Origin of the sequence: Pseudosulfitobacter pseudonitzschiae (assembly GCF_002222635.1) — a bacterium.
GTDB classification, from domain to species: Bacteria; Pseudomonadota; Alphaproteobacteria; order Rhodobacterales; family Rhodobacteraceae; genus Pseudosulfitobacter; species Pseudosulfitobacter pseudonitzschiae_A.
This window is the reverse complement of the sequence record NZ_CP022420.1, coordinates 130,228-142,107: the sequence shown is the minus strand read 5'-3', so window position 1 is coordinate 142,107 and position 11,880 is coordinate 130,228. Positions and strand designations below refer to the sequence as shown.

At 62.1% G+C, this 11,880-nt stretch carries 18 protein-coding genes and 1 pseudogene; 14 read left to right on the top strand and 5 right to left on the bottom strand.

Annotation, left to right across the window (positions count from 1 at the left end):
* Positions 1-29 precede the first annotated feature (29 nt).
* Both SULPSESMR1_RS25145 and SULPSESMR1_RS23945 read right to left on the bottom strand, forming a co-directional pair.
* Entirely contained in the window at positions 30-191 is a 162-nt protein-coding gene (locus SULPSESMR1_RS25145; protein ID WP_157729120.1) for a hypothetical protein, read from the bottom strand.
* 172 nt (positions 192-363) lie between these two features.
* Positions 364-1,434: a class I SAM-dependent methyltransferase gene (locus SULPSESMR1_RS23945; protein WP_089423548.1), complete on the bottom strand. Its 1,071-nt coding sequence runs from the start codon at positions 1,432-1,434 to the stop codon at positions 364-366.
* 140 nt (positions 1,435-1,574) lie between these two features.
* Between SULPSESMR1_RS23945 and SULPSESMR1_RS23940 the strand changes: the two genes are divergently transcribed.
* The 3 genes from SULPSESMR1_RS23940 to SULPSESMR1_RS23930 all read left to right on the top strand — a co-directional run bounded on the left by SULPSESMR1_RS23940 (position 1,575) and on the right by SULPSESMR1_RS23930 (position 4,434).
* Entirely contained in the window at positions 1,575-2,669 is a 1,095-nt protein-coding gene (locus SULPSESMR1_RS23940; RefSeq protein WP_089423547.1) for a GlxA family transcriptional regulator, read from the top strand.
* A gap of 61 nt (positions 2,670-2,730) precedes the next feature.
* Positions 2,731-4,122: an MATE family efflux transporter gene (locus SULPSESMR1_RS23935; protein ID WP_089423546.1), complete on the top strand. Its 1,392-nt coding sequence runs from the start codon at positions 2,731-2,733 to the stop codon at positions 4,120-4,122.
* Entirely contained in the window at positions 4,123-4,434 is a 312-nt protein-coding gene (locus tag SULPSESMR1_RS23930; protein WP_089423545.1) for an antibiotic biosynthesis monooxygenase family protein, read from the top strand.
* Positions 4,435-4,610: 176 nt separating this feature from the next.
* On the opposite strand, the gene SULPSESMR1_RS25775 is transcribed toward SULPSESMR1_RS23930, so the two are convergent.
* A complete protein-coding gene (locus tag SULPSESMR1_RS25775) occupies positions 4,611-4,892 on the bottom strand; it encodes a Tn3 family transposase (protein ID WP_275888344.1) in 282 nt (93 codons plus the stop codon).
* A 302-nt stretch (positions 4,893-5,194) separates the two neighbouring features.
* Between SULPSESMR1_RS25775 and tnpA the strand changes: the two genes are divergently transcribed.
* Positions 5,195-5,608, top strand: coding sequence for an IS200/IS605 family transposase (gene tnpA, locus SULPSESMR1_RS23920; protein ID WP_089423553.1), 414 nt, complete (start codon positions 5,195-5,197; stop codon positions 5,606-5,608).
* Between the two features lie 236 nt (positions 5,609-5,844).
* Here the strand turns inward: tnpA and SULPSESMR1_RS25685 are convergent.
* Both SULPSESMR1_RS25685 and SULPSESMR1_RS23915 read right to left on the bottom strand, forming a co-directional pair.
* Positions 5,845-5,898: pseudogene (locus SULPSESMR1_RS25685) on the bottom strand (hypothetical protein); the annotation flags it as partial.
* Between the two features lie 10 nt (positions 5,899-5,908).
* The gene (locus SULPSESMR1_RS23915; protein WP_250161498.1) at positions 5,909-6,265 is read right to left on the bottom strand and encodes a hypothetical protein; all 357 of its coding nucleotides are present in this window, start codon (positions 6,263-6,265) and stop codon (positions 5,909-5,911) included.
* Positions 6,266-6,594: 329 nt separating this feature from the next.
* Between SULPSESMR1_RS23915 and SULPSESMR1_RS23910 the strand changes: the two genes are divergently transcribed.
* The 10 genes from SULPSESMR1_RS23910 (at position 6,595) to SULPSESMR1_RS23865 (ending at position 11,865) form a co-directional block, all read left to right on the top strand.
* The gene (locus SULPSESMR1_RS23910; protein WP_089423468.1) at positions 6,595-6,999 is read left to right on the top strand and encodes a single-stranded DNA-binding protein; all 405 of its coding nucleotides are present in this window, start codon (positions 6,595-6,597) and stop codon (positions 6,997-6,999) included.
* Positions 7,000-7,145: 146 nt separating this feature from the next.
* Positions 7,146-7,400, top strand: coding sequence for a type II toxin-antitoxin system ParD family antitoxin (locus SULPSESMR1_RS23905; RefSeq protein WP_089423552.1), 255 nt, complete (start codon positions 7,146-7,148; stop codon positions 7,398-7,400).
* On the top strand, positions 7,378-7,689 hold the full coding sequence (locus SULPSESMR1_RS23900; protein ID WP_157729119.1) for a type II toxin-antitoxin system RelE/ParE family toxin: 312 nt from the start codon (positions 7,378-7,380) through the stop codon (positions 7,687-7,689). The genes SULPSESMR1_RS23905 and SULPSESMR1_RS23900 overlap by 23 nt, the downstream gene beginning before the upstream one ends.
* A gap of 61 nt (positions 7,690-7,750) precedes the next feature.
* Entirely contained in the window at positions 7,751-8,137 is a 387-nt protein-coding gene (locus tag SULPSESMR1_RS23895) for a hypothetical protein (RefSeq protein ID WP_089423542.1), read from the top strand.
* A gap of 159 nt (positions 8,138-8,296) precedes the next feature.
* On the top strand, positions 8,297-9,496 hold the full coding sequence (locus tag SULPSESMR1_RS23890) for a DUF932 domain-containing protein (protein ID WP_089423541.1): 1,200 nt from the start codon (positions 8,297-8,299) through the stop codon (positions 9,494-9,496).
* A gap of 121 nt (positions 9,497-9,617) precedes the next feature.
* Positions 9,618-10,058, top strand: a complete 441-nt coding sequence (locus SULPSESMR1_RS23885) for a JAB domain-containing protein (RefSeq protein WP_089423540.1) — start codon at positions 9,618-9,620, stop codon at positions 10,056-10,058.
* A gap of 110 nt (positions 10,059-10,168) precedes the next feature.
* Entirely contained in the window at positions 10,169-10,687 is a 519-nt protein-coding gene (locus tag SULPSESMR1_RS23880; protein ID WP_089423539.1) for a DNA repair protein RadC, read from the top strand.
* 99 nt (positions 10,688-10,786) lie between these two features.
* Complete coding sequence (locus tag SULPSESMR1_RS23875) at positions 10,787-11,278, top strand: DUF6878 family protein (protein ID WP_089423538.1); 492 nt, start codon at positions 10,787-10,789, stop codon at positions 11,276-11,278.
* Between the two features lie 10 nt (positions 11,279-11,288).
* Entirely contained in the window at positions 11,289-11,666 is a 378-nt protein-coding gene (locus tag SULPSESMR1_RS23870) for a DUF6915 family protein (protein WP_089423537.1), read from the top strand.
* Position 11,667: 1 nt separating this feature from the next.
* Positions 11,668-11,865 carry a hypothetical protein gene (locus SULPSESMR1_RS23865; RefSeq protein WP_089423536.1) on the top strand — a complete coding sequence of 66 codons (198 nt, stop codon included), beginning with the start codon at positions 11,668-11,670 and terminating at the stop codon, positions 11,863-11,865.
* Positions 11,866-11,880 lie beyond the last annotated feature (15 nt).

Sequence of the window (11,880 nt, the reverse complement as noted above, 5' to 3'; positions counted from 1 at the left end):
CCGCCTGCTGCCGCAGACAGGCCGGAACTCTACAGGTTGTCGAGCCCGATGTCGCGCCTCATGTGAGCGCCAAGGTGCTCTGTCGACATTGACCTCCGCCGACGGCGCGCCGGGCTGATCTTCGAGAAGCGCGTGGCGGCGAGGATCGGAATGCCCGCGACGACGAGGCCAGCGTTAAAGGCGATCGACATCGTCTGATCTCCCTGGCCGAACAAGAGGAGAAGACAACTCGACAGGATCAACGCTGCGAAAAAGCCGGATGCTGCGCAGGACAGACGGGAAGTGAGCATTATTCTCAGGCTCCAATGGTGGACGACTAGGATGGCCTGGACCTCTCGCCCAGGCCACCCGACATGAAGCGTGTCAGCGCCGCGCTTCGAAGATCATGTTGAAGGGCGTCTCTGCCGCGCGGCGGAAATGCGTGAAGCCCGCCTTGCGGAACACGTCAGCCAGCCGTGCCTCGCCGGCCTGCGCGCCGAGGACCATGGTGCCGCCTTCGGAAATCGCATGCGCACAGCAGATCACGGTGGAGGCCGAGTAGTAGAGCTGCCCCGTCGCTGTGAGGTTGTCGGCCGTATGGTCGTGCGCGAACGGCTCCACCAGCATCACCATGCCTCCGGGCGCCAGGACCTTTGCGGCATGGCGTGCCGCGGCCACCGGATCGCCCAGATCGTGCAGCACGTCGAAGAAGCAGATCAGGTCGTACTGGTGGTCGGGATATGTCGTGGCATTGGAAAGCGAGAAGTGCGTCCGATCCAGGACGCCTGCCACATCGGCATATTCGCGCGCCTCGGCGATTGATGCGGCATGGGTGTCGAACCCATAGAAACGCGATTTCGGGAACGCCTTGGCCATGAGCCGGGTGGAATGCCCGTGACCGCAGCCAACATCCGCGACCACGATCCCTTGCGAAAGCCGGTCCACCACACCATCGAGCGTGGGCAGCCAGTTTGCCACCAGGTTCGCCTTGTAGCCATTGCGGAAGAAACCCGCCGACCCGCAGGACATGCGCCGGTCGTGCTCTCCCCACGGGACACCGCTGCCGTCGCGGATCGCCATGATCGCCTTCTCCTCGTCGGCCCACAGCGAGGCGGGCACATTCCAGGCGACGGGGATGTAGTAGGGGCTGTCCCCGTCGGCGAGAACGGCGGCTTGCTCGGGCAGCAGTTCGTAAGTGTCGCTCGCAGCGTGGTAGGCTAGGTAGCCGCCTGCCGCCTGGGCGTTGAGCCACTCCCGCACATAGCGCTCGGCGCACTCTGCCCGCTTGGCGACTTCCTTGGACGAAAGAGGACCGGCACCGGCCATGGTCCGGTAGAGGCCGAGCTTGGCGCCGAGGCTGACCATGACGCCGGTGTAGCCAGCGGTGAGGTCACTCATTGCCTTTCCGACGAAGATTTCGAGCCGTTCTGCGTCGATAGATTGAATGTCCAGCATTTTTCTTTCCATTGTTGAGTTGGGAATGGTGCCGAGAATGCATTTGGGATAAGCTCAACGACAGAGCCGCGCGCGCCCGGGAACGGTCGGTTTCTGCCAAATGGCAGCCGCGGACACTCTCATTCGCTGGAATCTCACCAATGTCAGGATCGGGTGCTGAGCCGCTTCGGGTTTCCATAGTCGCCCTGCCGGACGCCGTCATCTCGACGCTCGCGGGACTCTACGACGTGCTGAATGGCGCAGCGATGATGGGCCTGACCAGACCCGGCCAGCGCTCCTTCGATGTCCGGATCGTGGGCGAAAGCGCTGGCCCGTTGATGCTTGCAAGCGGTGTACCGGTCGAGGTCCAGGCTGGCGTGGACGAGATCGCGGAATGCGAGATCGTCATAGTCCCGTCGATCCTGCTGTCGTCCTCGGGCTGGCAGCTTGGCCGCTATCCGAAGCTGACGGACTGGGTAACGCGGATGCACGCGAGCGGTGCGCGCATCTGCTCCGCCTGTTCCGGCGTGTTCCTACTGGCGGAAACGGGGCTTTTCGACGGTCGAGATGCGACCGTGCATTTCGGATATGCCCGGATCTTCTCCGGGTTATACCCCGGGGTCATCATCCATCCCGAGCGGGTGCTCGTAATTTCAGGACGCCATGAGGAACTCGTGAGCTCCGGCGCGTCGAACACTTGGCACGACCTGGTGCTTTATCTGATCGCCCATCATGTCGGCGCGACCGTAGCGCAGGACGTGGCGCGCAGCTTCGCACTGCAATGGCACCAGGATGGACTTGCACCCTACATGATCTTCGAGGCCCCGACCGACCACGGCGATGCCGAGATCGCTGGGGCGCAATCCTGGCTCCAGAAGAGTTTCTCGGTCGGCAGTCCGGTCGATGAGATGATCCGCCGTTCGCGGCTCGCCGAGCGCACCTTCAAGCGCCGGTTTGCTGCGGCCACCGGACTGACCCCGATCGCCTACGTCCAGCGCCTGAGAATCGAGGATGCCAAGCGCCGACTTGAACGCACCGAGGACTCGGTTGAGGAGATCAGCTGGCGTGTCGGGTACGAGGACCCTGCCTTTTTCCGACGGCTGTTCAAGCGGACGACCGGCATGGCACCGGGCGCCTATCGACGACGATTCCAGATACCGGAATTTGCGCGCGACAAGCCGGCATCGGCCCCCGATGGCAGGAATGGACCGGACGCGGCACACTTGGCACTGACCCGAAAATCGCAACCCCAATAAGGACATTCCAGCACGAGAGCCCGGCAGCCGCCGTTGCTCCGACCTTGCCTGGAGAGTCCAAATGTCCGTTTCCGAAAATCCTGGACCCACACTTCGCACGCAACCCGGCCCGCTTGCCGGAGAGGCTCGCGCGCTGGTGCGTCTGGCCATACCGATCATGCTGATCGCGCTCGTCAACATGGGCATGAGCGTGACCGATACACTCATGGTCTCCGCTGCCTTCGGGTCCGAAGCGCTGGCCGCCGTCGCCATCGGCAGTGACTTCTACTCCATCCTCTTCTATCTCGGTGCCGGAACGATCGGCGGCCTCGCGCCCTTCTACACCGCCGCGGTGGTGAAGGCCGACGCCGCAGGCCGGGCCCGGCTCGAGAGGACAGGGCAGGCCGTGGCAGCCCTGCTGGTGGCGATCGTCGTTCCCATCGTGTGGACGGCGCCTGGCTGGCTCGGCCGGCTCGGCCTTGATCCGGAACTCCTAGCCGAGGGGCGCGGCTACACCCGGGCCATGGCGCTGACGCTCGTTCCGATGCTGGGTATCATGCTCTACCGCACTCTGCTGACCGCTGCGGAGCGGCCCCGGGTGTTCCTCAAGGTGACGGCGGCGATGCTGCCGCTCAACGCGCTCGGAAACCTTATCTTCATGATGGGATGGGGGCCGATCCCTGCCGTCGGCCCGACCGGGGCGGGCATCTCGTCCTTTGTCGTGGCGCTGGCGACGCTCACCGCCCTGATCGTGATTGCTCGCCGCACGGCGCCGTTACCGGCGGCAGCACGCCGTGCCCCCGCGATCGGCTGGCACGACGTGTGGCCCGTGCTTCGCGTCGGCCTTCCGATCGGGATCGCCATGGTCACCGAACTTGGCGTCTTCCTTGCCGCCACGCTTTACGCGGCAAGGCTCGGAGCCGCGGATGTCGCGGCACATACCTTGACACTGCGCGTGGCAGGATTGGCCTATGCCGTTCCAACCGCGCTTCTTCAGGCGGCGATGGTCCGGATGGCGCGCGCCGAAGCTGCTAGCGACCCGGCACTCCGCCGTTCGGTCACGCAGGCGTCGTTTGCTCTCTCGCTCGGGGCCGGTGCCTTCCTTTTCCTGTTGATTTCATCTCTCGCGCCACCTCTTGCCGACGGCTTCTTCGACATGACGTCCGCGGGCCGCGCAGCCGCCGGACTTGCGGCCGGGCTGCTCCTCTCGCTCGGCACGGTGCATTTCATCGTGAACCCCGGCGCCGTGGCTGCCGGCCTTCTGCGCGGGCGGAAGGACACTCGCGCACCGATGGCCTTTACGCTTGCGGGCTACTGGATCATAGGAGTACCCGTCGGACTGTGGCTGTGCGAGGTCCGCGAAATGGGGGTCACGGGGATCTGGATCGGGCTCTTTGCCGGCATGAGCGCAACCACTGTACTCATGTTGATTCGAGTGGCGGGTGGGCCATCTGATCGTCACGGGAAGTCGTAAATGCAGGTGATCATCTGGGAATTCGAAGTCCCCGAAAACCAACGGCCCGCGTTCGAGCGGGCCTACGGAACTGGCGGTGACTGGGTGAGGCTTTTCGCCAAGGGCGCAGGCTACGAGGGAACCGATCTCCTGAGCGACCACGACAACCCTGCGCGCTACGTCACGATCGACAGATGGCAGTCGGCGGCTGATCGCGACCGTTTCATGGCCGATTTGCGCGAGAGCTACCGGGCGCTCGACAAGAGATGCGAGGCGTTCACGACCAGCGAGAAATGGATTGGTTCCTTCTCGCCGGCAGAAAGCGGTGGATAGACATGGCATCAGTACAACCCCGATCATTTCGATGACGGGGGATTGGAGAAACATGCCTCATTGGATCAAGTTGCGGCGATCTTCGCCGCGACGGTGCGGCGTAGAGGCGTCATCGCATGGTTTGTGCGTGAGAATACTCCAAGGAGGAACTTTTGGCGAACATCATCTCGCTTGGTTCATGACGCTCTGTTTCTTACGGACCCGAGGTTCAATGGTCGAGCAATTGACCGCTCTGCGGCCCCCGAAACCCGGACATAGTCGCCCGTAAGGCTGATATGCGCCCATCCGAGCGGTGAGACGTGTTTGAGCAGGCCCGGGTCAGCCAGTTGACCGGTGCGGCGCAGGAGGTCGGCGGCTTTATCTATGTAGACGGTATTCCAGTAGATGACGGCGGCGATGACAAGGTTGAGCGCCATGGCGCTTGGCGCCCCGCCACTGGTCTGGTTTTGCGCCGCCACGTGGCCGGTTCTTACTCCGTCGTTGACAGGCGGCCTGTGAGACTGCACCGAAACACTGCAGCGCCGACCTTATTGATCACCTCATGCACTTAAACCGATCGCCCAAACCAGGGGTGCCATCGATAAAGAGCCTTGTGCTGATCGGTAACGTGGGTGTTCTGGCGTTTAGTATCCACGCACTGGAGCAAACCCTCCGACTTCCAGTCGGACCCGCTTCAGCGTGAAAGAATCGTCTTATGATCATACCCTCTGAAAAATGAGCCGCAGCTGGGTCGGAGGCTCATTTTTCAGAGGGTATGATCATGCAATATGACACCGGTAAGCACTGCGTTTTCTATCACAGTTACCACATCGTCTGGTCGACGAAGTATCGCTACAAGGTCCTGGTCGGGGATCTGCGGCTGCGCGTGCGCGATATTTGCCGTCAGGTCTGCCGCGAGAACGGTGTCGACATCTTGCGCGAAGTGCTGTCGAGCGACCACGTGCACATGTTCGTGTCGGTGCCGCCGAAGCTCGCGATTTCCGACCTGGTGCGCAAGATGAAGGGCCGCTCGTCTTTCAAGGTGCAGCGCGAGTTTCCAGCGCTCCGCAAGCGCTACTGGGGCTGCCGGTTTTGGGGCAGAGGGTACTTTTCAACTACCAACGGTGCCATCACTGAAGACATCGTTCAGTACCTGGAAAAGCATATCGCCGATCCTACCGGCATCAGCCGGTAGTCGTTCAGTTGTACAACGCTGAGCGGCCCCACACCGCGCTTGAAAAGCGGACACCCAACGACACATATTTTAGCGCGATACAGATGAACCAAGCGGCATGAAACCTAACCCGGATGCATCTTAGCTGAGCCGCCAACCTGTCCGAAAAAGCCGGAGCACTTCACAGCGCCAGGCTCGAGTGACCCGTTCGGGGAACGCGCAGCCTCGGGTCTTTTAGCCGCAAGGTTGGTAATCTTTCAGCAGACTTCCAGATCATCGGCGGTTGTGCCAGTGTCCAGCGCATCAACGAACCACTGCGGTTTACGCCCACGACCGGACCAGGTGACGCCGAGTTCTCAATTGTTGGTATGTCGGTGCGACTGAGATGCGCTTGGGCTTGCTATCACTCCCGACCAGTTCAGCCAGGGAGTAGCCCATTTCTCTCGCCACAGCTTCCACCTTGGTACGGGTTTCTGCTTTTTGGGGTTCTTCATGGGTGGAGATCGCCCTGGAGACGGCCTTCTGCATTTTCTTCAGCGCTGTGAGCGACCGCGCGTCGAGACCATCATCAGCCGCGCGGAGCCGCGTGTCCTGAATGATCCGGTATCGATACTCGTCGTGGCATGACGCCGCAACTCCCGTAGGCAGGGTGCAGGTGACGAGTGTTGGCTGATTCATAGTCTTTGCCGCACAGTGTATTGTGCTGGGCTTGGGTCAGGCAGCCTTGATTGGCAAGGTGACAGGATCTGGCATGGGCTCCCCGCGCTCCTCTGTCCTCTGGTCCATCCCTTCGACTGACAATCCCCTAATCCCGTTCGGTCTGCCTCACGCGCAACCCCGCGTCAGACCGGGCCGTGTCGGGCGTGTTCCACGCCCAGCCCGCTCCACCCCGGTCCTTTGGGGGTTTCCGGCGTCCATGCTGTCCACCGTGCACGCGTCACCCGACGGGCTTTTTCAGGGTCTTGTCGAAGGGACAGTCCCGAAGACAGGAAACACAGGAGCTTATCATGCAGAACATCGTCATCCTCGCCGGCAACATCGGCCAGAACCCCGAAGCCCGCACCACCCAGGGCGGCACCCAGATCACCAACTTCAGCCTCGCCACCTCGCGCCCCCGCCTCGCGGAAGGTCGCGTGCTGCGCGACGACAACGGCTACCGGGTCATGGACACGGAATGGCACCGCATCACCTGCTTCAACGGTCTCGGCAAGACGGTCGCGGAGCATTGCGAAAAGGGCATGAAGGTCCTCGTCCACGGCCGTATCCACTACAGCAAGTGGATCGATAGCATGGGCAACGATCGCTACGGCTGCGAGATCATCGCCGAAAAGGTCGACTTCCTCAGCCGCCCGAAGTCGGCCGAGGGACAAGACCCCGAGCTGGTCGACCGCGACGACGAGATCCCGTTCTGAAGAACGGGGTCTCCACCTCGGGCCCGGCGGGACAACCCGCCGGGTTCGGGGTGCGCCGTAAACGGTTAGGTCCAGTCTGGCGCTGGCGCGCTTATTGACAAAATTTGGCAATCTATGCCATCTTCATAAGAAAGGAGATCAAGACCATGGCCACGATGAATGTCTCATTGCCCGATCCGATGAAGACCTGGGTCGAGGCGCAAACCAAGGATGGGCGCTACAGCAACGCCAGTGACTACGTGCGCGATCTGATCCGCCGAGATCAGGACCGCCACCGCGCCATTGCGGAGCTGCAACAGCTCGTCGATGAGGGCATCGCCAGTGGTCCCGCGCGGCATTTGGATGTCGAAGCATTCCTTGCCCGCAAGCGAGATCAGAATGCCGACACCAACGGTCACTGAATACCGACTGTCTCCCGCAGCATTAAGCGATCTGGACGCGATCTGGGATTACACCCTGCGCATCTGGTCTGTTGGCCAGGCTGAAACCTACATTCGCGCGATTGGCAGCGATATGTCCATTCTGGTCCGACACCCGCAAATCGCGCGCGAACGGCTCGAAATTCGCCCACCGGTGCGGGTGTACCGCTCAGGGTCCCATCTCATCCTCTATCGGATCGAAGCCAGCTGGCTGGACGTGCTGCGTATTGTGCATGCGCGGCAAAACTGGACGGCTTATCTCAACGAATGATCCTGTCCCTGTGTCTCACAAGCCGACAGTCGATTTTTATCTACCACATGAGGATTTGATCATGAAACCCGCTGACGAAGACCGCATCGCGGCCAATCTTGCGAAGATCATGGCCATGATCTGCATCCGCAATTCGCGCCTCGAAGACCTGCACGCAGGCACGGTGCCAACAACCAGGACGGGGGATTATTCCGATGTCCTCGTGATCGATGCGGAGGGCCGCGAAATACCATGGCTTGAGGCCGCCCATATCGACGACGCCCAGATGGCAAGCCTGATGCGGGACATCGTCAATCGCCTGTTCACGTTTCACATGAAGAGCGATGATCCGGGTTTCCGGGAGGACCTTGATCGTTGGATGGCTGTCGCTGGCAAATGGGACGATCCGGTTCTGGATCAGGCCTTCCTTGATGCGGTGGCCAGCTTGAAGTCTAGCCCGAACAATTAGATCAGCACCCGGTGTCACTGGGCCTGCGCCGGGCTGCTTGCCAACAGGCGGCGTTCCCATCTCAGCCTGTGTTTGAGAGTAAGAGCGAGGCTGGTTGCTTTCGCGATGGGTTGAAGGCTGGGAGAGTGGCTTCCAGCGCCTGTCACGGAGGAATAGCCAATGGGCGTTGTGGAAGTTTTGGACCCTGCGCAGCCAGCACGGACGGGTGGCTACAAGGTGGATGTGAGCCGGGGCGAGCGGAACGGGCGTGTGTCGTCCGAATGGTTTAATCGTCCCGATGATGAGCGGTATCTCTCGCTCGATGATCTCTGGGCCAATGTGAAGGGTCGGTCCGAGCGCAGTCGCAGCCGTGTGGTGCAGATGGCGGATATCCGGGTCGAGGCCGCGCGCGACAACCCCGAGCGGTTGCACTTAATGCTGCCAAAGGCACAAGAACCGGTCGCGCCCACACATTGGGCGTTCGGCCAGCTTGCCAGCATCGTTGGCGCGCCGGCCTCCTACCTGCGGCAGCTGCCCGCGCCGCTGGCGGGCATCAACCTGCAATATGGGTTGACCAATCACCGCGCCGAGCAGGTCAAGACCTTCGAGACCGAGGATGGCCGCACCGAACTGCGCGCTGTCACCGGTCCTGATTATGGCCGCATCCATGACCATGAGTTGGTTGAAGCCGTGCAGCGGATTGCTGGCAATGGCACGGGCGATACGCGTTGGAAGGTGCCGGGTGTGCTCGACTGGTCGACCGGGGTCTACAATCCCGATGTCGAAATCAGCCGTGATACCACCACGCTTTATGCCTCGGACCGCGATGTCTTCCTGTTCCTGGTCGACGATCGCAACCCGATCGAGGCTGGCAAGCTGCCGGATGGCTCCCCCGATCTCTACTTCCGGGGCTTTTATTGCTGGAACTCCGAGGTGGGTGCCAAGACGCTCGGCATGGCGAGCTTCTATTTGCGCGCGGTCTGCCAGAACCGCAACCTTTGGGGCGTCGAGGATTTTCAGGAAATCAAGATCCGGCACTCGAAATACGCAGCTTCCCGCTTTGCCCACGAGGCAGCGCCCGCGCTGACCCGGTTTGCCAATTCCTCGCCGCAGAGCTTCATGAACGGCATCAAGGCGGCGCGACAGCAGATAGTGGCACGCAGCGATGAGGATCGCACGGACTTCCTGCGCAAGCGCGGCTTCTCGAAGGTGGAGAGCGGCAAGATCATCGAGAAAGTGCTGATGGAAGAGGGCCATCCGCCCGAGAGCATCTTCGATTTTGTTCAGGGGATCACACGGCTCGCGCGTGAGAAAACCCAGCAGGATGCCCGGCTTACCCTGGAAGGCCACGCCAAGAAGCTTCTCGATCGGGTCGGCTGACGCAACTCCTTTAGAGCGACCGCCTGCACATGCGGTGGTCGCTCCTCTTTCCCCTTATGCGCCGCTGGTCTCGCCCCAGACAGGGCAGGGGCCGCGGCGCATTCGTTTCAGCGAGATAGCCATGACCCCACAGGAAGAAACAATCATCCTCACCGCCCGCGACATCCTCGGTCGTTACCTCAGCCAAAACCCGGTCATCGGCAGCTGGCAGGCGGTGCGTGACTATTGCGCGCTCACCGTGCGCGGGCCCGTGGAGCGGTTCCATGTCCTCTATCTCGACCGCAAGAACCGCATCATCTCGGATGAGCTGCTGTCGGTCGGCACGGTCGATCACGTCCCGGTCTATCCGCGCGAGGTGATCAAGCGGGCACTAATGCTGAACGCCAGCGCCTTGATCCTGATCCACAACCACCCCTCGGGCGATCCGACCCCATCGGAAGACGATCTCAGCATGACCAAGGAGATCCAGAAGGGCTGCAAATACCTGGGCCTGACGCTGCACGACCACATCATCGTGGGAGCCGGAACGGAGCTGAGTCTGCGGGGTCTCGGCAAGATCTGACGTCTCGCATTGAAGCATCGCCGTCGCCCCTTTCGAGGAAAAGTGCGGCGGTTTGGTTTTTGACGGATGAGGTGGGGAGAGAGGCTTCCCGCGCCGTCGGAGATATTTATATGTTTGACCTTCCCCTCCCAGTCCCGCCGACCACACGCCAAACCGGCTTTACACCAAGCTTCCAGAGTGCGGTTGCAGATCACGGCTTGCCGTTCGCCCTGACGATGGCAGCCCGAGCGCCTGCCGCCATGATGTCGGGGCAGGCGTGCCAAAAGGTTCTTGATCGTTTCGCCACTCTGGCCGAGGCCATGCAGGGTGCGATTGATCACGCAGAGCAGTTCACGCCCGATAATGCGCTGCAAATCCTGGCGATCCTCGACCGCGACGAACGCCTCGTTCTGGCCGGGGCTGCCACTGACGGTGCTGTTGCATGGCGTCATCCTGTCGCGAACGCCGCCGAGGCACGGGCGGTTGTGACCGAGGCAAGCCAGTTGCGGGCGCAATCCCTCCGCGCCGCTGACTGGCGCGAGGCCGATCTTGCGCAGCGGCTGCGTCACCGCGCCGATCTCCTCGACGCGCGTCTTGTCGATCCGCTCTGGCGTAGCTTTGCAGCACGGGCTCTGCAGATTGCCGCGTGACGCCCGAGAGGCAGAGGAGGGCAGGGGGAGGGTTTGAGCCTTCAGGGGGCGAGAGAAAGCCCCCGGTTCACACCCTTCCACCTTTCCAGGAGAAACCCCATGACCCAGACTGAACCCACCCTCGCCGCCCCGATGGCGCCGTCCAGGATCGATTTCGCCGCGATGCTGGCACAACAGGCAGAACGCGATGCTCGGGTCACGGCCCTGCGTCCGGCCAACAAGGATCGGCTGTTCGACGGCCTTGCCGCGGCAGGTATCTCCCACGTCACTGTGGTCTTCGACGGTTATGGCGACAGTGGCCAGATCGAGAGCATTTCGGCCTGGTCCGGCGAGACGGCCGTCGACTTCCCTGACGTCCAGATCGCCTACGCCGCGCTGACTTGGGATAACCCCGAAGTCGAGATGCGGGAGCTCTCGCTCGAGGATGTCGTCGAGCAGATGGCCTACGATTTTCTCAGCGACACCCACGGAGGATGGGAAAACAACGACGGCGCCTATGGCGAGTTCTGTTTCGACGCCAGTGCCCGTTGCATTCATCTGGAGTTCAACGAGCGCTTCACCTCGTCCGAACTCTACAATTATGAATTTTGAGGGGGCGAGCATGGCACATCCCTATCATCACGCCCTTTCCTCGGTGAAGAAATGGGGCGGCACCGTCGACGATACCTTGGCCGTGCACGCCTGGTTCGATGCCTCCAAGGAGATCACCGCAGACTTCCGGCATCGGGCGCTGCGCCACCATGCCGAGGGCATCTTCATGGCGGAGACGATCTTCGGTCCGACGCTCACGCTCTCGACCGGGCGCGTCATCCCGACGCGTTGGGTGGGCGAGCAGCATGTGAAGGAAGACCTCGGCTTCATCCCGAGCTTCGCCGACTGGGTGAAGTCGATCCGGCCCGAGCCATGGATGGGCCGGACCGAGCGGATCGAAGCAAAGGTCGACCCGCATCTCGCCTCGTCGGTGGTCGAGGTCAGCTGACATGACTGATCTCGCATACCTGCGCCTCGGTCTGCCGCCGACGGCATCGCCCCAGACAGTTCTGCGGGCGGCGGTCCGGGCGCTCCAACCCGACACGCGCGCCGTGCGCGGCTTTCGGACGGCGCGCAAGCGCTTCTACCGGCAGATGCTCTGCGCCCATTCGGCGCGACAGGCGTCGGACGACAAGCCAACCGGCTAATAGCCTCAACCACCC